We start from the raw sequence: 19,139 nt of genomic DNA on the forward strand, positions 1-19,139 counted from the left end.
CGCCGTCTTCCTCGGTCCGCCGCCACCCCCAATATCCCCCGCCCACTCAACTCCCTCTCGTCCGCGCGCGCTCCCCAATTTCCCCGCCTCGTTCTCCGCGGCGAAGCCGGGAGAACGAGGCGGGGATCTATCGTGAACCCATGCCCAGCGACCTGGCCGACGATCTAGGCGCACCCGTGCCACTGACCCGCCCGATTCGCCGCGTCGTCTCCCTCGTCCCCTCGCTGACCGAGGCGATCGCGGCCACCTGCCCCGAACTGCTGATCGCCGCCACCGAATGGTGTACGCATCCGGGTGATCTGGAGGTGGAGCGGGTGCGGGGGACGAAGAACCCGGATGTGCGGCGGATTGTGGGGCTCGACGCGGATCTGGTGGTGTGCAATCAGGAGGAGAATCGGCGGATCGATGTGGATCGACTGCGGGGGGCGGGGGTTTCGGTGTGGGTCACCAGGATTCGGACACTCGACGAGGCCTTCTACTCGCTGGCAAGGCTTTTCGGGGCGGCGCTCGAGGTGGGGCGGCCGGGGTGGCTCGACGAGGCGGAGCGGGTGTGGCGGCCGCCGCCTCCGGAACCCCTGCGGGCGGCCGTGATTCCGATCTGGCGCAGGCCCTGGATGGTGGTGGGGCGGGATACGTTCACTGCGGATCTGGCGGGGCGCCTGGGCCTGCGACTCGTGCACGCCGACCGGCCCGAGCGCTATCCGAGGGTGTCCGATGCGGAGCTCGTCGACGGTGTGGAGCTGGCGGTGCTGCCGGACGAACCGTACGTATTCACGGCCGCGGACGGTCCGGACGCCTTCGCCGGAATCCCGGTCGCGCTGGTATCGGGCCGCAGCCTCACCTGGTACGGCCCGTCACTGGTCGCGGCGCGCCGCGAGCTGTCCGATCAGCTGGCCCGCGCCTTCGTCCCCTGAGCCCGGGTGAACCGGTAGTCGTCCAGGTCGAAATGCCCCGCGCGCCAGGTCGCCTCGACCGTGCTGGTCGGCCGGAGCGGCACGTCGCCGTGCTCGTCGAAGTAGTAGCTGTTGGCCAGCGTGCAGCTGTCCTGCCAGAACACCTGTCCGCCACGGCGTTTCAGCATCTCTCGGAAGAAGCGTTCGTTCGCCTCCACGGTCACCTCGACCCGGGTCGCCGCGCGCCGCCGGGCGTGCCGCAGCAGCCGCAGGATGTGCCGGGTCTGCATCTCGATGAGGGTGAAGTACGACGAGCCGTTGTACCCGTAGGGACCGATGATGCTGAAGAAGTTCGGGAATCCGGGCAGGCTCACCCCCTCGTAGGCCTGCAACCGGTGCTCGCTCCACCACTTCTCGATATCGAGCCCGCCCACCCCGCGCAGCGTGAAGGTGGGCATATTGCCCGCCTCCATCACCTTGAATCCGGTGGCCAGGATGAGCACGTCCACCTCGTACTCGGTCCCGGTTCGGGTGCGCACGCCGCGCGGGACGATTTCGGCGAGGGGATCGGTCTCCAGGACGACATTGTCGCGGTTGAAGGTGGGCAGATAGTCGTTGGAGAAGCCGGGACGCTTACAGCCCAATGCGTATCGCGGCGTGAGCTTTTCGCGGATCTCCGGATCGTGCACCTGCCGTCGCAGATGCGCCAGCCCGCTGCGCTCGGCCAGCTTGGCCACCGGCAGCACCGAGTAGTAGTGCGCCGACAGCGGAAAGGCGAGTTCCACGAACGCCTGGCTGGCCAGCCGCGAAACCGCCTGCGCGCCTGGGACATATCGCAAGGCCAACCGCAGCGGCGTCGGCAGCGGCCGGTCCAGCCGCGGCAGACACCAGATCGGCGTGCGCTGAAAGACCACCAGCCGCGCCACCTCCGGCGCGATAGCCGGAATCACCTGCACCGCCGAGGCCCCCGTGCCGATGATCGCCACCCGCTTACCGCGCAGCTGCTGCTCGTGATCCCAGCGCGCGGTATGCATGGTGACCCCGGCGAAGGAGTCCACACCCGGAATGTCGGGCAATTTCGGCCGGGTGAGCACCCCGGTAGCGGCGACCACGAAGCGGGCGGTCAACTCGTCGCCGTCCGCGGTGCGCAGTCGCCAAAGATCGGCGTCGGCATCGAACTCCGCGCTCACGACGGTGGTGCGAAAACGAATGTGCGGCCGCAGTGCGTACTTGTCGGCGCAGTACTCCGCGTACGCCTTGAGCTCCTGCCCGGCCGCGTAGACCCGCGACCACTCCGCACTCTTCTCGAACGAGTACTGATAGCTGAACGACGGAATATCCACCGCGATACCGGGATAGGTGTTCCAATGCCAGGTCCCGCCGACTCCGTCGGCCTCGTCGACGATCAGGAAGTCGTCGAATCCCGCCTCCAGCAATTTGATTCCCACTCCGATACCGGAGAACCCGGCACCGACGACGATGATGTCGTGTTGCGCGGACATAGGTGACCTCCCTGGAAGATTCAGCGCACCAGCCGTTCCACCAACCCGGCCATCCGGGTGTAGGGAACCGGAAGCAGCCGCTTGGACTGCCAGATGAACTTCGCCTCGAGCTGTGGCACCACATACAGCGCGCCGCGGTCGACGGCATCGAGGATGGTGCGCGCGATGTGGTCGGGGGACCGGCCGGTTCGGGCCACGGCATGACCGACCCGGGCGGTGGTCTCGTCCGGAAACGCGACGTCGTCGAGGATTCCGGTCCGCACCGCGGTCGGACACACCACCGTCACCGACACCCCCGTGCCCGACAGTTCGGCGGCCAACGTCTCCGACAGCGCCAGCACCCCGGCCTTGCTGACGTTGTAGGCGGCCATCCGCGGCGCGGCCCCGAAGGCGGCCGCCGAGGCGAGGTTGACGATCGCGCCGCGTCCCGCCGCCCGCAGCCGTGGCGTGAAGACATGGCAGCCGTGCACGACGCCCCACAGATTCACCTCGAGCACCCGCTGCCATTCCGGCAGCGGAGCGTCGCCGATCACCCTCCCGCCCCGCGCGATTCCGGCGTTGTTGATCACGATGTCGGGCGTCCGGTCGAAGAACCGCTCCGCGGTATCGGCCAGCGCGGCGACCTGCTCGCTCGCGCGCACATCGCAGACCACGTCGAGCGCCGTGGCCCCGATCGCCGCCGCAGTCTCCCGGGCCCGCTCCGCATCGATATCGGCGCACACCACCCGACCGCCCCGGCCGCTCAATTCCATCGCGAGCGAGCGGCCGATCCCGCTCCCGGCTCCGGTGACGACCGCATCGGCGCGATCGGTCCGTCGCTGGCCACCGAATGGATTGAGCCGCATCTGAACTCCCGTAGCCGTGCGATATCCCGGCCGAAGGACCATCCAAGTGATGTCGCCCGCCTGCATCGGCCGCGCCTGCCCACCATTAGGCGCGCGCGGCGAGGCGGTGTCAACCTCAGACGTTGCGGCGGTACTGGCCTCCGACGGTGAAGAACGTGTCGGTGATCTGCTGCAGGGTGCAGACGCGGGCGGCGTCCATCAACACCTCGAAGACGTTTTCGTCGGTGCGCGCGGCGGATTCGAGGCGGGCCAGCGCGGCGTGCGCCGCGTCGCGGTGGCGGTCGCGGAATTCGCGGGTGCGCCGCAGCTGGGACTGCTTCTCCGATTCGGTGGCCCGGGCCAATTCGAGTTCGCGGTGCGGTTCGCCGTGCGGATTGCGGAAGGTGTTCACGCCGATGATCGGCAGGCTGCCATCGTGTTTGCGCTGTTCGTAGCGCATGGACTCGTCCTGGATGCGGCCGCGCTGATAGCCGGTCTCCATGGCGCCGAGGACGCCGCCGCGTTCGGAGATGCGCTCGAATTCGACCAGCACCGCCTCCTCCACCAGATCGGTGAGCTCGTCGATGATGAAGCTGCCCTGCAGCGGATTCTCGTTCATCGCCAGGCCCCATTCCTTGTTGATGATCAATTGGATGGCCAAAGCTCGGCGCACCGAATCCTCGGTGGGTGTGGTGACGGCCTCGTCGTAGGCGTTGGTGTGCAGGCTGTTGCAGTTGTCGTAGATCGCGATCAGCGCCTGCAGCGTGGTGCGAATGTCGTTGAAGCTCATCTCCTGGGCGTGCAGCGAGCGGCCCGAGGTCTGGATGTGGTACTTGAGCTTCTGGGAGCGCTCGTTGGCGCCGTAGCGGTCGCGCATGGCGATCGCCCAGATGCGTCGCGCCACGCGGCCGATCACCGAATACTCCGGATCCATGCCATTGGAGAAGAAGAACGACAGATTCGGCGCGAAGTCGTCGATACGCATACCGCGCGCGAGATAGGCCTCCACATAGGTGAATCCGTTGGCCAGCGTGAACGCCAGCTGGCTGATCGGATTCGCCCCGGCCTCGGCGATGTGATACCCGGAGATGGACACGGAGTAGAAGTTACGAACCCCGTTGCGCACGAACCATTCCTGAATGTCGGCCATCATACGCAGGCTGAACTCGGTGGAGAAGATACAGGTGTTCTGGCCCTGATCCTCCTTGAGGATGTCGGCCTGCACGGTCCCGCGCACGGTGGCCAGCGTCCGCTCCCGGATCCGCGCCCCCTCCTCGGCGCTCGGCTCGCGGCCCTCGGCTTCGCGGAATCGTTGCAGCGCCTGGTCGATGGCCGTATTGAGGAAGTACGCCAGAATCGTCGGCGCGGGACCGTTGATGGTCATCGACACCGAGGTGGTCGGCGCGGTCAGGTCGAAGCCGTCGTAGAGCGCCTTCATATCGTCGAGCGTCGCGATGGAGACGCCCGAGGTGCCGACCTTGCCATAGATATCGGGCCGCTCGGCCGGATCGTGTCCGTAGAGCGTGACCGAATCGAAGGCCGTGGAGAGCCGTTTGGCCTCGGAATGCTCCGAGAGCACCTTGAACCGCCGATTGGTGCGGAACGGATCACCCTCCCCGGCGAACATCCGCGCCGGATCCTCGTTGTCCCGCTTGAACGCGAACACCCCGGCGGTGAACGGAAATCGGCCGGGCAGATTCTCGGCCCGCAGAAAGCGCAGCAGCTCACCGTGATCGGTGTACCGGGGCAGGGCCACCCGGGGAATCGAGCTGTCCGACAGCGAGGTTCGCCGCAGCGCGGTACGAATCTCGCGATCGCGCACGCGCACGACCTGCTCCTCACCGCGGTAGGACTCGGCCAGGGCGGGCCACTGCGCGAGCAGCGCGGCGTTCTCGGGGGTGAGCTCCCCGCGGGACCGTTCCAGCAGTTCCGCGACGGCCGCATCCTCGGGCAGTTCCGCGAGCACCTGCTCGAAGCGCTGAACCCGTTGCGCCACGAGGACTTGGCGGGCGGTATCGGCATGATAGGCACGCACGGTATCGGCGATCTCGGCCAGATACCGCACCCGCGCGGGCGGAATGAGCTGGGCGAAGCGGGTGGACACCTTGGTGTTCACCCGCGGCAGCACACCGGGTTCCAGGATCAGTCCGTGCTCGCTCAGCAATCCGGTCAGATGCTGATACAGCGCCGTCACGCCGTCGTCGTTGAAGGTCGCCGCGCTGGTGCCGAAGACCGGCATATCCTCCGGCGCGGAGCCGAACGCCTCGCGATTGCGGACCAGCTGTCGCGAGACATCGCGCAGCGCGTCGGCGGCCCCGCGCCGCTCGAACTTGTTGATGGCCACCACATCCGCGTAATCCAGCATGTCGATCTTCTCGAGCTGGGAGGCCGCGCCGAATTCCGGTGTCATCACGTACATGGACACGTCCACGTGGTCGACGATCGCCGCATCGCCCTGGCCGATGCCGGGCGTCTCCAGGATGACCAGGTCGTAACCGGCCGCCTTGCAGGCGAGGATCATCGCGTCGATATTCGTCGGCAGTTCGTGCGCGCCCCGGGTGGCCAGCGAGCGGAAGTAGATGTGGTCGGCGTCCAGAGAGTTCATCCGGATGCGGTCGCCCAGCAGCGCGCCGCCGCCGCGCCTGCGGGTCGGATCGACCGCGAGGATCGCCACCCCTAGCTTGTCCTGCTGATCCGAGCGCAGCCGTCGCACGAGTTCGTCGGTGAGCGAGGACTTTCCGGAACCGCCGGTGCCCGTGATGCCCAGCACCGGCACCGACCGCGCGCCCGCCGCGGTGGTCAGCGCCGCCAGATCCGCCTCGGGCAGGGCATCCTGCTGCAGGCAGGTTATGGTGCGCGCCAATGCCTTTCGCTCACCGGCCAGCACCGCCTCCACGGGTGCGGGTTCGAGGGCGAGATCCACATCGCACGCCTGAATCAGCGTGTTGATCATGCCGGGCAGCCCGAGTCGCTGCCCATCCTCGGGGGAGAAGATGGTCACCCCGGACGCGGCCAGCCGCTCGATCTCCTCGGCCACGATCACGCCACCGCCGCCGCCGAAGATCCGCACATGTTCCGCGCCGGCCGCGCGCAGCGCCGCGGCCAGATATTCGAAGTATTCGACGTGCCCGCCCTGATACGAGCTCACCGCCACGCCCTGCACGTCCTCGGCGAGTACGGCGTCGACCACCTCGCTGACCGCCCGATTGTGGCCGAGGTGGATCACCTCCGCGCCCTGCGACTGCAGGATGCGCCGCATGATGTTGATCGCGGCGTCGTGCCCGTCGAACAGGGCCGCCGAGGTCACGAACCGGACGGGATGGACGGGTGTGTGCAGGGCGGGGCGGTCGGCCATGGGAAGTCCTCCGACGTGTCCTTTGGGCGCCCAATACTAGGACGTCAAAGCAATTCTAGAGTGAGTCGTATCACAATTCCAGTTGATCTCCGGCGGCGTCCCCGGTATGGGCGGCGCACGGAATGAGCTGCGCCAGTGCCGGTTTGTGCCCGGGCACGGGAGGGGCGAAGTTCAGCGCCGCTGAAAATTCGCCAGGGCCGGATTCCGCTCACCGTGACTACAACTCGCGACATCCGGGAGTGCCGGGGTTGCGATCGATTCGTCCGGTGACATCCCTACTGTCCGCACGAATCGAGGACGACCCCATGCGACGAACCATTGCCCGGCTCGCCGTCGCGGCCGCCGCGATCGGCGTCTCGGCGCTTGCCGCACCCATCGCCCAGGCCGATCCGGCACCGCTGAACGGCCTGTTCACGCTGGCTCCCGGGGTATGCGCGAACGGCTCGGTCACCGGCAGCTTCTTCCGGATGATCCTGCCGACCGGCGATGCGGGCGGGCCTTATCTGCAGAACAGCGACTCCCGGTGCAGCGATCAGACCGTCACTCCGCTCTCGGCGGGCACCGATGGCGGCCTGGTCAGCGGCGGCTATCAGCCGCAGCCCGAGGCGGCATTCGACGCCACGGGCAATGCGCGGTCCGGCCGGGTCACCACGCCGGTGCGCTTCTACGGGGTGGACTTCGCCACCGCCACCAATCCGACCGATCCGCAGACCGGGCAGGGCACCGGGCTGCCGCAGATCTTCGCCGACGGCGGGGAGCTGTCGGGCGACCTGAGCAGCCTGGGGGTCACCTGGAACAACCAGGTGTTCAACCAGGGCGCGCCCAAGCCGGGCGGCGGGCTGCCGGGTAAGACCAGTCCGGTGCGCGGCAGTATCGACGGCGCGGGCAATTTCGTGCTCGAGTGGACCAGTCAGATCGTCGGCGGTCCGTTCAACAACTTCACCGGGCTGTGGCATCTGGCCGGACAGTATCGCGGCGGCGGACGCGCGCCCGCGGCGGCACCGGTCGCCCCGAGCGGCGGCGCTCCCGCGCAACCGGCCGCCCCGATCACGAATCCGGGCGCGCCCCAGGCGAATCCGGCCCCCGGCGCGCCCGCGCAGAATGGCCCGACCCCCGGCGCGCCCGCACCGAATCCCGCGGTTCCCGCAGCGCCGGGCGCCCCGGCTCCGGGTGCGCCCGCGCAGGCGGGTGTGTCCGCCGCCGTGCATCCCGCACCCACCCTCGCGACCCGAACCATCGATCTGCCGCGCAAGCAGCAGGCCCCGGCCTGGGTGGTGCCCGCGCTGCTGCTGCTCGCGCTGGTGGCGGCCGCGGTCTTCTTCAAGGCCGACGCCATCGCCGGGCGAAGGCAGCCCTGATGGTGACCGATCGGCTGTCCGGACTCCCGGCGTACTCGGAGTTCGTCGCTCATGTCGAGACCGCCCCACCGGCCCGTCCGAGGTGGCCGTTCGCGGTGATCGTCGCGGTGGGCCTGGCACTGATCCTCGCGCCGATCATCACCGGCATGTTCCCGCGCGCGGCGCGGGGTGAGGCCATGATCGATGCCTTCGGGCCGTATGTGAGCCGCTCGAGTATCGACGGCTACCGCGACGATCTCCGGGTGCTCGACGGCGCTCGGGCGAATGTGCTGGCCCTGCGGTCCCAGGGGCTGGAGCAGGGTCGCTACGACCGGGTGGACTCCTTCGTGCGCGACTATCCCGGCATTCGCTCCGACATCTCGTCGATGCTCGACGCGATCGACGCCAACCGGGACAACTATCGGCGGCTGGCGGATCTGCCGCCGATCGGTGCGCTGCCGTGGTTGCTCGCACTGGCGGGCGTGATCCTCACCGGCGCGGGCGTTTTCGGCTTCCGGCGGGCGGCGGCCGGTGGGCGCGGTGTGGTGTGGCGCTCGATCGCCGCGCTGGCGGCGCTCGGCCTGATCGCGATATCGCTTGCGGGCGGGCTGTTTTCGGCGGCCTCGGCCGGGCGGCCGCTCATCGAGGGATTCCGGCCGATCCTCACCCATGACGAGGTGCGCGAGGTGCAGGGCTACTTCGTCACGCTGGTCGCGGCCGACGGCGATCTGAACAGCCGCTACACCGGTGCGATCCGGGCAGCGCATCCCGATGCCGACCTGGCCGGAATCGCGGCGCTCGAGGCCCGGTGGCAGCCGATGACCTCCCGATTCGCCGCGCTCATCGGAACCATGAACGACAACATCGACAACTTCGACGCGGTGGCGGCGCTGGACGAGGCGACGAAACCGCTGAGATTCACCGCATTTCGCGGACTCGGATGGTTCTACCTGGCGCCCGGGGTGGTCGTGTTCGCGGCCGCCGCGGCCGGGCTGCGCGAGCCGGGGAAGGAGCGGCAATGAGGCGAATGCTCGCCGTCGTCCTGGCCGGCGCGGTGCTGGCGCTGACCGGATGTTCGTCCTCGGGCGACTCCGCACCCGCGTCCGCCGCGCAGCCCCTGGTCGGATTGTTCCGATTCACCCCGGGTTCGGCGCAGGGCGATCAGGTGTCGGGCACCTGGTTCCGCATGGTGCAGCCGGGCGGTACGCCGGACAAGGGGCCGTACATGCCCAACGGCGATTCGCCGGTACAGAACGGCTCGACCACCCTGCTCGAACCCGGCACGGCCGGGGGACTGCGCACCGGGGGCTTTCAAAGCGAGCCGAATCCCGGTTTCGCCCAGGGTAATTCGCTCGCGTCCTCGATCACCAAGCCGACCAGGTTCTTCGCCGTGGAATTCGGCATCTCCACCAATCCGGTGGATCCGCAGACCGGGCGCAAGGTGCCGCCGCCGACGGTGGTGAACAACGGCGGCAAGCTCACCGCCGACCTGTCCGCCTGGGCGGCGTCGTGGAACGACCAGGAATTCAACCAGGGCGCGCCCAAACCGCCGGAGAAGGACGGTCCTCAGGTCGCCGGTACCGAACAGGTGCAGCGGGTCTGGGACTGGGTCGCGCAGAAGTGGTTCGACCAGCCGAAATCCGATGCGCCACAGGGCCCCGCGGCCACCGGCAGCTACGACCCGCAGACCCGCCGCTTCACCCTGCAGTGGACCAGCCTGATCGTCGGCGGTCCGTTCAACGGCTTCACCGGCGTGTGGCATCTCGAAGGGGTCTTCGAACCCGCCGCCGCCGTCCCCGATTCGCCTGCCCCCGCACCGAAATAGAGCATCGAAGGAGTACCGCCCGATGTCGCCTCGCACCACCAGGCCCGGCCTGGCCACCGCCATCCGGGTGGTCGCCGCCGTGACCGTCGTCGGCAGCGCCGTCGCGGTGACGGCCCTGACCGTCCGGCAACACGACCAGGTCACCTCGGTCGTGGTGACCGAAGAGGTGCCGATCGCGCCCGCGGCGCCGCGTCCGGCCACCCCCGCCCCGGCGGCCCCGGCCGCTCCCGCCGCGCCACCCGCGCACGCCGCCCCGGCAGGTCCTCGACCCGCCGCCGCGGTCCCGCTCGGCACGGGCGGCCCCGCGCTGTCGGTGGCGATCCATCCCGGGTCGCCCGGTCCCGCCCCGGACCGGTCCACGCCATTGAATACGCAGTCCCCGGGCACACCGGATGCGGTGCCGCTGGCCGACAGCCCCTTCACCGCACCCACGGCAAACACTCAGCCCGCCTGCCCGCTGGGCTGGCCCGCGCCGCAGCAACAGGGTGGTCTCGCCTCCCTGATCGGCCTGGCTCCGCTGGCCGGTCCCTTCTCCTCGGAGGCCTTCGCCCTGGGCTCGGTCTATCAGCCGGTGCTGCGGTTGGCCGGGCCGGTGCTGGCCGAGATCGCTCCGGTCATCGCCCGGTACCAGCCCACCATCGACCCGATCATCACCCAGGTTCAGGGTGTGGAAGCCGTTGTGCTGCAAGCGATCCTGCCCTACTACGGCCCGTACCGCGGCCAGCTGATCGCCGCCGAGGGTGAGCTGGCCCGCCAGCTGGCGCCGATCCTCGATCGCGTCTACAACAGCGAGGCGGCCGCCTGCTTCGTGGCCTGGCAGGGGCAGCTCATCGAGCGGGCGAAGGGTGGCCCGGTCCGGGTGCCCTCGCTGGCGCATCCGGGCGCGATCGTGGAGCTGCGGCCCGAGTCCTGATCCTCACGCGACGGAAAGTGGCGTAGCGCACATCCGCGGCAACGCCTGGATTACTTGGATATCCAACTATAGGATGCCCGTAGATCTGGCGTTCGCTACGCCGACCCGTCGACCGCGAGGACAGCACTGGCATGGTTCGTGAACTCACACATTTCATCGGCGGACAGCACGTCACCGGCGCATCGGGCAATTTCGGTGACGTCTACGACCCGAGCACCGGCCGGGTGCAGGCGCGGGTGCCGCTGGCCGCCGTCGCCGAGGTGGAGGCCGCGATCGCGAATGCGGCCGAGGCGCAGGCCGATTGGGCCGCCTGGAATCCGCAGCGGCGCGCGCGGGTGCTCATGAAGTTCCTGTCCCTGGTGCAGGACGAAATGGATTCCCTTGCGGCGCTGCTGTCTTCGGAGCACGGCAAGACCATCGCCGACGCCAAGGGCGATATCCAGCGCGGGCTCGAGGTCATCGAATTCGCCACCGGCATCCCGCATCTGCTCAAGGGCGAATACACCGAGAGCGCGGGCACGGGTATCGACGTGTACTCCATGCGTCAGCCGCTCGGTGTCGTCGCGGGCATCACGCCCTTCAACTTCCCGGCCATGATCCCGCTGTGGAAGGCGGGCCCGGCGCTGGCGTGCGGAAACGCGTTCGTGCTCAAGCCTTCCGAGCGCGACCCCTCGGTGCCGCTGCGACTGGCGGAACTGTTCCTCGCGGCCGGACTGCCCGCGGGCGTGTTCAACGTGGTCAACGGCGACAAGGTGGCAGTGGACACGCTGCTGCGCGACGAGCGCGTCAAGGCGATCGGATTCGTGGGTTCCACTCCGATCGCGCAGTACATCTACGAGACCGCGACCGCGCACGGCAAGCGCGCGCAGTGTTTCGGCGGGGCCAAGAACCACGCGATCGTCATGCCGGACGCCGATCTCGACGATGTCGCCGATCAGCTGATCGGCGCGGGTTACGGCTCGGCCGGTGAGCGTTGTATGGCCATCTCGGTCGCGGTTCCGGTCGGCGAGGAGACCGCGGAACGGTTGCGCGCCAAGCTGGTCGAGCGCGTGCACAAGCTCAATGTCGGCCGCTCCGACGATCCGGGCGCGGACTTCGGCCCGCTGGTCGGCCGTGACGGTGTGGACCGGGTGAACGACTACATCCAGATCGGCGTGGACGAGGGCGCGGAGCTGGTGGTCGACGGCCGCGGCCTGCGGGTCGAGGGGTCCGAGGACGGCTTCTTCGTCGGCGCCACGCTGTTCGACCGGGTCACTCCCGAGATGCGGATCTACCGGGAGGAGATCTTCGGGCCGGTGCTGTCCATCGTGCGCGCGAAGGACTACGAGGAGGCGCTGCGGCTGCCCAATGAGCACGAATACGGCAACGGCGTGGCCATCTTCACCCGCGACGGCGATACCGCCCGCGACTTCGCCGCCCGGGTGCAGGTCGGCATGGTCGGCATCAATGTGCCGATCCCGGTGCCGATCGCGTACCACACCTTCGGCGGCTGGAAGCGGTCCGGCTTCGGCGATCTCAATCAGCACGGCCCGGATTCGATCCGCTTCTACACCAAGACCAAGACGGTGACGCAGCGTTGGCCCAAGGGGCTGAAGGAATCCAACGCCTTCGTCATCCCGACGATGGACTGAGCCGTGTTCGTACTCGACGACGACGAGAAGGCGATCACCGAGACCGCCCGCGCCTTCGCCGACGAAATGCTCGCGCCCAACGCACTGGAATGGGATGAGCAGAAACACTTTCCGGTCGATGTGGTGCGCAAGGCCGGGTCGCTCGGGATGGGCGGCATCTATGTCGGTGAGGACGTGGGCGGCTCGGGGCTGCGGCGGCTGGACGCCGTGCGCATCTTCGAACAACTGGCCACCGGCTGCCCCGCCATCGCCGCCTACATCTCGATCCACAACATGGTGGCGTGGATGATCGACAGCTACGGCACCGATGCCCAGCGGCATCGGTGGCTGCCGGCGCTGACGTCGATGGACCGGCTCGGCAGCTACGCGCTGACCGAGCCCGGAGTGGGATCGGATGCGGCGGCGTTGCGCACCAGGGCCGTTCGCGACGGCGACGATTATCTGCTCACCGGAGTCAAGCAGTTCATCTCCGGTGCGGGCAGCACGGACGTATACGTCGTGATGGCCCGCACCGGCGACGCCGGGGCGCGTGGCATCTCGGCGTTCATCGTCGCGGCCGACGCTCCCGGAATCTCCTTCGGCGCCAACGAGAAGAAGATGGGCTGGAACGCCCAGCCCACCCGGCAGGTCATCCTCGACGAGGTCCGGGTGCCCGCCGAGGACCGGCTCGGCGTGGAGGGCAACGGCTTTCGCATCGCCATGAATGGGCTCAACGGCGGTCGGCTCAATATCGCCGCCTGCTCGCTGGGCGGGGCGCAGTCGGCGCTGGACAAGACGGTGGCATATATGGCCCAGCGCACGGCATTCGGGGCGCGGCTGCTGGACAATCCGGCGCTGCAGTTCGAACTGGCCGATATGCGCACCTCGGTCGAGGCGGCCCGCACGCTGCTGTGGCGCGCCGCCGCCGCACTGGACGCCGATGCCGCCGACAAGGTGGAGCTCTGTGCCATGGCCAAGCGTTTCACCACCGACGCCGGATTCGAGGTCGCCAACAAGGCCCTGCAATTGCACGGCGGTTACGGCTATCTGGCCGAGTACGGAGTGGAGAAGATCGTCCGGGATCTGCGCGTGCACCAGATCCTCGAGGGCACCAACGAGATCATGCGGGTGGTTGTGGCCCGCTCGGTGATTGGAGGAGCGGCATGAGCGACACGAGCGATGAGGTGCTCATCGAGAAGCGGGACGGGCTGGGCCTGATCACGCTCAATCGGCCCAAGGCCATCAATGCGCTGAATCATCCGATGGCGCTGGCCATTCTGGCCGCGCTGCGACAGTGGGCGGCCGACGACGAGGTGCGCGCGGTCGTGCTCACCGGGGCGGGCGAGCGCGGGCTGTGCGCGGGCGGCGACATCGTCGCCATCTACAACGACGCGAAGGACAGTGCGGGCGGGGCGGATTCGCCGTCGGGCCGGTTCTGGCGCGACGAATACATCCTCAACGCCTATATCGCCCGGTACCCGAAGCCCTACATCGTGGTGATGGACGGCATCGTCATGGGCGGCGGCGTGGGGCTGTCCGGGCACGGCAGCCATCGCATCGTCACCGAACGCTCCAAGATCGGGATGCCCGAGACCGGTATCGGATTCATACCCGATGTGGGCGGCACCTATCTGCTCGCGCGCACGCCGGGCGAGCTCGGTACGCATGTCGCGCTCACCACGGCTCGGATGGGCGCGGGGGACGCGATCGCCGCGGGCTTCGCCGACTACTACGTTCCCTCCGAACAGATTCCGGCGCTGCTGGCCGCGCTGCACACCGTCGATCCGGAGGTCGCGATCGCCAAGTTCGCCCAGCCCGCCCCGGCATCGGAGCTCGCGGCCCAGCGGGATTGGATCGATGCCTGCTACAGCGCCGACAGCGTCGAGGAGATCGTGGCCCGGCTGCAGGCCCACGACTCGGCCGAGGCGAACAAGGCGGCAGCGGACGTACTCGCGAAATCGCCCGTGGCACTGAAGGTCACGCTGCGCTCGCTGCGACACGCCCGCGCGCTCGGCAGCCTGGAGGAGGCCCTGAACGAGGAGTACCGCGTGTCGGTGGCCTCGCTGTCCAGCCACGACCTGGTCGAGGGCATCCGCGCGCAGGTGGTCGACAAGGACCGCACTCCGCGCTGGCGGCCCGCCACCCTGACCGAGGTGTCCGCCGCACAGGTCGACGCCTACTTCGCCGACCTCGGCGACAAAGAACTGAATCTCGTAGCGCCGGAAGGACATTCCGCATGAGTACAAAGGTCGGCTTCCTCGGCCTCGGCCATATGGGCGGGCCGATGGCCGCCAATCTGGTGCGGGCGGGCCACGAGGTCCTCGCCTTCGACCCGATTCCCGCCGCCCAGGAGCAGGCGCGCGCCGACGGCGCCACCGTCGTCGAGACCGCCGTCGCGGCCGCCGCCGAGGCCGATGTCGTCATCACCATGCTGCCCAACGGACGCATCGTGCTCGACGTCTACCGCGAGGTCCTCGACGCCGCCAAGCCGGGCACCCTGTTCGTCGACTGCTCCACCATCGATGTCGCCGATGCCAAACAGGCCGCGAAACTCGCTGTGGCGGCAGGGCATCGAGCGTTGGACGCGCCGGTCTCCGGCGGCGTCGCGGGTGCGGCGGCGGGCACGCTGACCTTCATGGTCGGCGGCGCGGCCGAGGATTTCGCGGCCGCGCTGCCGCTGCTCGAGGTGATGGGCGGCAAGGTCGTGCACTGTGGCGACGCCGGGGTCGGCCAGGCCGCGAAGATCTGCAACAACATGATGCTGGGCATCTCCATGGTCGGTCTGTCGGAGGCGATCGTGCTGGGCGAGAAGCTGGGCCTGACACACGAGAAGTTCTTCGACGTGGTCTCCACCGCCTCGGGCCAGTGCTGGTCGCTGACCAGCTACTGTCCGGTGCCGGGACCGGTTCCGGCCAGCCCGGCCAACCATGACTACCGGCCCGGTTTCGCCACCGCCCTGATGACCAAGGACCTCGGCCTGGCCGCCAACGCGCTGCGCGACAATGGCGTGGACGGGCGGATCGGCCTGCTCGCGGCCGAGATCTACGAGCGGTTCAACCAGACCGATGCCGGACGGGACTTCTCCGCTATCGTGACCGACATCCGCCGCCGATCGGGAGAGGGACAGTGACCGACTTCGAGACCATTCTGCTGGAGCGCAAGGGGCGGGTGGCCCTGATCACGCTGAACCGGCCGAAGGCGCTCAATGCGCTCAACTCGCAGGTGCTCGCCGATATCACCGCGGCGCTGGACGAGCTCGAGGCCGATGCGGGCATCGGCGCGGTCGTGCTGACCGGTTCGGAGAAGGCCTTCGCGGCCGGGGCCGATATCAAGGAGATGCAGTCCAAGTCCTATATGGACATGTTCCTGGCCGATCATTTCGCGGGCTGGGATCGGCTGACGGCCTTCCGGAAGCCGATTATCGCCGCGGTGGCGGGATATGCGCTGGGTGGCGGGTGTGAGCTGGCCATGATGTGCGACATCCTGATCGCGGCCGATACGGCGAAATTCGGCCAGCCCGAGATCAAGCTGGGCGTCATCCCCGGCATGGGCGGCTCGCAGCGGCTGACCCGCGCGGTGGGTAAGGCCAAGGCCATGGATCTGATCCTCACCGGCCGCAATATGGATGCCGAGGAGGCCGAGCGGGCGGGGCTGGTCTCGCGCATCGTCCCGGCCGCCGACCTGGTGCCGACCGCCCTCGAGGTGGCCGAGACGATCGCGAACATGTCGCTGCCCGCGGTCATGATCGCCAAGGAGGCCGTCGACCGGTCCTTCGAGACCACGCTGTCGGAGGGGCTGCGGTTCGAGCGCCGGGTGTTCCACTCGCTGTTCGCCACCGAGGATCAGAAGGAAGGGATGACCGCCTTCGTCGAGAAGCGGGCGGCGAAGTTCACCAACCGCTGACGCGCGCGGCCGTCGGACGGCCGCTAGCCTGATCGGCATGTCGAAACGCCTCGTCATCGCGGTTGCGGCCGTCGCCGTGGCCGCGGTGGCGGGCTGTGCCGGTCCCGACGGCGGGCCGACGCCGGTAGCCACCTCCAGTCCGGTGCAGGCCGCGGGGGAGGCGCTGTCGATCGGCGAGTGCGGGGCGGCGAGCGATGCGGATATCGCGGCGGCCATCGGGTCGACGCGGGCGCGGCAGACGGTGCGCAATCCGATGCGATGCCGCTGGGAGGCCGCGGACGGGAGCGCGGTCACCTTCGCGTGGTTCCGCGGCAGTCCGATCGAGGGGCGCACGCCGAGTGGTGCGGGGGATCGGGTGAGCCGGGTGCGGCTGGGCGGGCACACCGGAAAGCTGTGGCCCGCGGACGGTTTCTGCGAGATCGCGGTCGGTTCCGGGGCGAGCGACTTCATCGACTGGCGGATCGACACCGCGCCGGGCGCTGGGGCACAAGCCTGTTCGGCGGCGCGCCGACTCGCCACCGGTACCCTGGACCGGGCGGAGTGAGCGCGATGCGGATGGTTCGACTGGCGGCCGTCGCGCTCGTGCTGTTCGTCGCGGCCGGATGTGCCTCGGGCGCACCGCAATCGGCGCACAAAGCCCCGGCCGAGGTGAATCAGCTGGACAACTGCGGTCCGCTGGCGGATACCGATATCGCGAAGCTGGCGCACGCCGAATCCGTACACCCGCAGGGCGGTCCGATCGTCTGCGGCTGGGAGGGCGAGTATCCGGACGGCGGCGGCATCGTCGATATCACCTATGCGTGGCTGGCCGGGGATTCCCTGCTGCGGGAGAGTCAGGTGGCGGCCGAATTCGGTTATCGCACCGAACATCTGGTGCTGAGCAGTTTCGGCGGGCTGCTGTGGCGGGATCCGCGCGATCCGGGCAGCTGCGGGGTCTCCGCGGCCGATTCGGGGACCGTCACCTACTGGGTGCAGAACCGCAGCCATGCCGCCGAACCCGATCCGTGTGCCGCCGCAACGGAATTGGTGCGGTCCACCGTCAAGCTCGACGGCTGACTCACCGGGGCGGCAGTCGATCGGGCGTTTCCGCGACCTCCAGCGGTGAGGCCGGGGTGCCGCCGTGGGTGGCCGGATGCGGCGATTCTCGGTCCGCCACCAGCAATCCCGCGACCGTGGCGCCCAATGTGGCGGTCACGGCGAGGGCGGCCACCAGCTTGCGCTTGGACACCGGCGACGCACCGGCCGGGCGCAGCGCGGGCACGTTCGAGAACCGCACCCCGCGCACGCGCCGTGCCGAGGGTAGCTGCGTCGCCATCAGCACCGCGCCGCGCGCGGACACGAATTCCGGTTCCGGATCGTAGATCTGGGGCATATCGAGCAGCTGGGCCAGCGAATCGCGAATGCCCGGATTGCGGGTGCAGCCGCCCAGCGGCGCCAGCACCTGCGGCGTCACCCCGGCCTCCTCGACCATCTGGCGCACGTACGACACCGAATGGTGGATCCCCGCGGCGGCCAGTTCGTTGAAATCGCTGCGGGTCAGCACCATTCGCCGTCCGGTGCGCGGATCGCCCGCGGTCACCACCGGTGAGTCGGTGAGCGCCTCCTTGTAGGCGCGGCTGGTCGGCTTGTCGATGTGCACCCCGCCGTGCGCGAGTTGCCAGCGCAGCAGGGCGTCGTGCGCGTCGCCGCCCAGCACGGTGGTCCGGCGGGTGGCCAGGATGGCGTCGGTGCGGCAGTCGGCCTCGGTGATGGTCAGGCCCGAGGCGCCCAGGTCATAGAGGACCACCGCGCCCTCGTCGGGGAGCTGGCCGCTGAACCGCAGATAGCGCAGCTGGGCCACCGGCTCGTCGACGATGGTCAGGCGGCTGCGCCCCGCGGCGTCTCGGACGGCGTCGGCATGCAGCGCGCAGCGGCAGGTGACGGCGATACCGGTGATGAATTCGTCGCGCCGGGTCGCGGCCTCGCGCATGAGCTCGATCGCCTGGAAGACGGGTTCCTCCACGCCGCCACCCGCCCGCCGCGGCACCGAGCACCGGTCGATCGGGGGCAGATGCGGCTGGTCGGAGTGCGTGAGCATCGCGCGTGCGCCACCAGCGCCCGCCGACACCCCCAGGACCAGCACCATGGCCTCCATGGTGAACCTTTTGCGGCCCGTTGGGAAGATGACGGAACGGTAATGTCGCTGGCCGGATGCTGAAAGGTTATGCCATCAGGCCCATCGCGTCGGCGTGTCGCCCGTGTCGAAGTCGCCCGCTTCCCGGCGGAACTCGGCCAGCAGGCGCAGCAGCGACTGCAGCCGGTCGGGCGGCAGACCCGGCCGGGCGAAGACCTTCGCATTCAGCGCGGTGGTCGCCCGCGCCACCAATTCGCGTCCGGCATCGGTGATCTCGATGAGGGTTGCCCGGCGATCGCTGGGATGCGGGACGCGCTTGACCAGCCGCGCCGACTCCAGCCGGTCCACGGTATTGGTCACGCTGGTGGGATGCACCTGTAAGCGGGCGCTGGCGGTGGCCATCGGCAGCGCGCCGGTCTTGGAAAAGCTGAGCAGCGCCAGCAGTTCGTATCGGGAAAAGGTCAATCCGGACGGTCGCAGCGCCTCGTCCACCCGCGCCATCACGATCTGCTGCGCCCGCACCAGCGAGGTCACCGCCGCCATACCGTCGGCGACCTCACCCCAGCCGTGCGCGGTCCATTGTCGATGGGCCTCCTCGATGGGATCCAGGGGAAGCGGACGGGGCGTAGCCATATGCCGAGTGTATTTGCTGCCCTGCCCGATTTTTCGGATCATGCTGAGAACAACCATCGGCACCCGCCCTCCCACCCGGCACGATGGGTATCGCAAGCGGGCGTGCCTGAGTGGTTAGGGAGCGGTCTGCAAAACCGTATACGCGGGTTCGATTCCCGCCGCTCGCTCTGTGTTTCTGCGGCGGCTCCGCCGCCGCGGGTTTGCGGTGGCCGCAGGCTCACCGTTCCGCAA

At 69.0% G+C, this 19,139-nt stretch carries 17 protein-coding genes and 1 tRNA gene; 13 read left to right on the forward strand and 5 right to left on the reverse strand.

The features are described 5' to 3' along the window. Window positions 1-140 precede the first annotated feature (140 nt). Window positions 141-914, forward strand: a complete 774-nt coding sequence (locus NDR87_RS30550; RefSeq protein WP_251917289.1) for a helical backbone metal receptor — start codon at window positions 141-143, stop codon at window positions 912-914. Here the strand turns inward: NDR87_RS30550 and NDR87_RS30555 are convergent. From NDR87_RS30555 to icmF, 3 genes are all read right to left on the reverse strand, one after another. After that, on the reverse strand, window positions 887-2,395 hold the full coding sequence (locus tag NDR87_RS30555) for an NAD(P)/FAD-dependent oxidoreductase (RefSeq protein ID WP_251917290.1): 1,509 nt from the start codon (window positions 2,393-2,395) through the stop codon (window positions 887-889). The genes NDR87_RS30550 and NDR87_RS30555 overlap by 28 nt on opposite strands. Window positions 2,396-2,415: 20 nt before the next feature. After that, complete coding sequence (locus NDR87_RS30560) at window positions 2,416-3,240, reverse strand: SDR family oxidoreductase (RefSeq protein ID WP_251917291.1); 825 nt, start codon at window positions 3,238-3,240, stop codon at window positions 2,416-2,418. 115 nt (window positions 3,241-3,355) lie between these two features. Continuing rightward, entirely contained in the window at window positions 3,356-6,574 is a 3,219-nt protein-coding gene (gene icmF / locus NDR87_RS30565) for a fused isobutyryl-CoA mutase/GTPase IcmF (RefSeq protein ID WP_251917292.1), read from the reverse strand. Window positions 6,575-6,879: 305 nt separating this feature from the next. On the opposite strand from icmF, the gene NDR87_RS30570 reads away from it, so the two are divergent. From NDR87_RS30570 to NDR87_RS30620, 11 genes are all read left to right on the forward strand, one after another. Continuing rightward, the gene (locus tag NDR87_RS30570; protein ID WP_251917293.1) at window positions 6,880-7,932 is read left to right on the forward strand and encodes a hypothetical protein; all 1,053 of its coding nucleotides are present in this window, start codon (window positions 6,880-6,882) and stop codon (window positions 7,930-7,932) included. Continuing rightward, window positions 7,932-8,933: a hypothetical protein gene (locus NDR87_RS30575; RefSeq protein ID WP_251917294.1), complete on the forward strand. Its 1,002-nt coding sequence runs from the start codon at window positions 7,932-7,934 to the stop codon at window positions 8,931-8,933. Before NDR87_RS30570 ends, NDR87_RS30575 begins: the two co-directional genes overlap by 1 nt. Further along, on the forward strand, window positions 8,930-9,736 hold the full coding sequence (locus NDR87_RS30580) for a hypothetical protein (protein WP_251917295.1): 807 nt from the start codon (window positions 8,930-8,932) through the stop codon (window positions 9,734-9,736). The genes NDR87_RS30575 and NDR87_RS30580 overlap by 4 nt, the downstream gene beginning before the upstream one ends. 22 nt (window positions 9,737-9,758) lie before the next feature. Next, window positions 9,759-10,649: a hypothetical protein gene (locus tag NDR87_RS30585; RefSeq protein WP_251917296.1), complete on the forward strand. Its 891-nt coding sequence runs from the start codon at window positions 9,759-9,761 to the stop codon at window positions 10,647-10,649. Between the two features lie 131 nt (window positions 10,650-10,780). After that, complete coding sequence (locus tag NDR87_RS30590; protein WP_251917297.1) at window positions 10,781-12,280, forward strand: CoA-acylating methylmalonate-semialdehyde dehydrogenase; 1,500 nt, start codon at window positions 10,781-10,783, stop codon at window positions 12,278-12,280. Window positions 12,281-12,283: 3 nt separating this feature from the next. Next, window positions 12,284-13,426, forward strand: a complete 1,143-nt coding sequence (locus NDR87_RS30595) for an acyl-CoA dehydrogenase family protein (RefSeq protein ID WP_251917298.1) — start codon at window positions 12,284-12,286, stop codon at window positions 13,424-13,426. Beyond that, on the forward strand, window positions 13,423-14,499 hold the full coding sequence (locus tag NDR87_RS30600; protein ID WP_251917299.1) for an enoyl-CoA hydratase/isomerase family protein: 1,077 nt from the start codon (window positions 13,423-13,425) through the stop codon (window positions 14,497-14,499). The genes NDR87_RS30595 and NDR87_RS30600 overlap by 4 nt, the downstream gene beginning before the upstream one ends. Beyond that, on the forward strand, window positions 14,496-15,389 hold the full coding sequence (gene mmsB, locus NDR87_RS30605; protein ID WP_251917300.1) for a 3-hydroxyisobutyrate dehydrogenase: 894 nt from the start codon (window positions 14,496-14,498) through the stop codon (window positions 15,387-15,389). The genes NDR87_RS30600 and mmsB overlap by 4 nt, the downstream gene beginning before the upstream one ends. Continuing rightward, window positions 15,386-16,162, forward strand: a complete 777-nt coding sequence (locus tag NDR87_RS30610; RefSeq protein WP_251917301.1) for an enoyl-CoA hydratase — start codon at window positions 15,386-15,388, stop codon at window positions 16,160-16,162. Before mmsB ends, NDR87_RS30610 begins: the two co-directional genes overlap by 4 nt. A 37-nt stretch (window positions 16,163-16,199) precedes the next feature. Continuing rightward, window positions 16,200-16,706 (forward strand): DUF3558 family protein, encoded by a 507-nt coding sequence (locus NDR87_RS30615; protein WP_251917302.1) that lies wholly within the window; start codon window positions 16,200-16,202, stop codon window positions 16,704-16,706. Window positions 16,707-16,711: 5 nt separating this feature from the next. Then, entirely contained in the window at window positions 16,712-17,218 is a 507-nt protein-coding gene (locus tag NDR87_RS30620; RefSeq protein ID WP_251917303.1) for a DUF3558 family protein, read from the forward strand. Between the two features lies 1 nt (window position 17,219). On the opposite strand, the gene NDR87_RS30625 is transcribed toward NDR87_RS30620, so the two are convergent. Both NDR87_RS30625 and NDR87_RS30630 read right to left on the reverse strand, forming a co-directional pair. Beyond that, window positions 17,220-18,287, reverse strand: a complete 1,068-nt coding sequence (locus tag NDR87_RS30625) for an Hsp70 family protein (protein ID WP_251917304.1) — start codon at window positions 18,285-18,287, stop codon at window positions 17,220-17,222. A gap of 84 nt (window positions 18,288-18,371) precedes the next feature. Continuing rightward, window positions 18,372-18,908 (reverse strand): MarR family winged helix-turn-helix transcriptional regulator, encoded by a 537-nt coding sequence (locus tag NDR87_RS30630; RefSeq protein ID WP_251917305.1) that lies wholly within the window; start codon window positions 18,906-18,908, stop codon window positions 18,372-18,374. 96 nt (window positions 18,909-19,004) lie between these two features. Between NDR87_RS30630 and NDR87_RS30635 the strand changes: the two genes are divergently transcribed. Further along, window positions 19,005-19,075, forward strand: a tRNA-Cys gene (locus tag NDR87_RS30635). The last annotated feature ends 64 nt before the right edge of the window (window positions 19,076-19,139 follow it).

Source organism: Nocardia sp. CDC159 (assembly GCF_023740735.1).
Taxonomy (GTDB): domain Bacteria; phylum Actinomycetota; class Actinomycetes; order Mycobacteriales; family Mycobacteriaceae; genus Nocardia; species Nocardia pulmonis.

Excerpts from the sequence above, each read along its gene's own strand:
- NDR87_RS30550 (WP_251917289.1), top strand. The coding sequence starts at position 141 with ATGCCCAGCGACCTGGCCGACGATCTAGGCGCACCCGTGCCACTGACC.
- NDR87_RS30555 (WP_251917290.1), bottom strand. The coding sequence starts at position 2,395 with ATGTCCGCGCAACACGACATCATCGTCGTCGGTGCCGGGTTCTCCGGT.
- NDR87_RS30560 (WP_251917291.1), bottom strand. The coding sequence starts at position 3,240 with ATGCGGCTCAATCCATTCGGTGGCCAGCGACGGACCGATCGCGCCGAT.
- icmF (WP_251917292.1), bottom strand. The coding sequence starts at position 6,574 with ATGGCCGACCGCCCCGCCCTGCACACACCCGTCCATCCCGTCCGGTTC.
- NDR87_RS30570 (WP_251917293.1), top strand. The coding sequence starts at position 6,880 with ATGCGACGAACCATTGCCCGGCTCGCCGTCGCGGCCGCCGCGATCGGC.
- NDR87_RS30575 (WP_251917294.1), top strand. The coding sequence starts at position 7,932 with ATGGTGACCGATCGGCTGTCCGGACTCCCGGCGTACTCGGAGTTCGTC.
- NDR87_RS30580 (WP_251917295.1), top strand. The coding sequence starts at position 8,930 with ATGAGGCGAATGCTCGCCGTCGTCCTGGCCGGCGCGGTGCTGGCGCTG.
- NDR87_RS30585 (WP_251917296.1), top strand. The coding sequence starts at position 9,759 with ATGTCGCCTCGCACCACCAGGCCCGGCCTGGCCACCGCCATCCGGGTG.
- NDR87_RS30590 (WP_251917297.1), top strand. The coding sequence starts at position 10,781 with ATGGTTCGTGAACTCACACATTTCATCGGCGGACAGCACGTCACCGGC.
- NDR87_RS30600 (WP_251917299.1), top strand. The coding sequence starts at position 13,423 with ATGAGCGACACGAGCGATGAGGTGCTCATCGAGAAGCGGGACGGGCTG.
- mmsB (WP_251917300.1), top strand. The coding sequence starts at position 14,496 with ATGAGTACAAAGGTCGGCTTCCTCGGCCTCGGCCATATGGGCGGGCCG.
- NDR87_RS30615 (WP_251917302.1), top strand. The coding sequence starts at position 16,200 with ATGTCGAAACGCCTCGTCATCGCGGTTGCGGCCGTCGCCGTGGCCGCG.
- NDR87_RS30620 (WP_251917303.1), top strand. The coding sequence starts at position 16,712 with ATGCGGATGGTTCGACTGGCGGCCGTCGCGCTCGTGCTGTTCGTCGCG.
- NDR87_RS30625 (WP_251917304.1), bottom strand. The coding sequence starts at position 18,287 with ATGGTGCTGGTCCTGGGGGTGTCGGCGGGCGCTGGTGGCGCACGCGCG.
- NDR87_RS30630 (WP_251917305.1), bottom strand. The coding sequence starts at position 18,908 with ATGGCTACGCCCCGTCCGCTTCCCCTGGATCCCATCGAGGAGGCCCAT.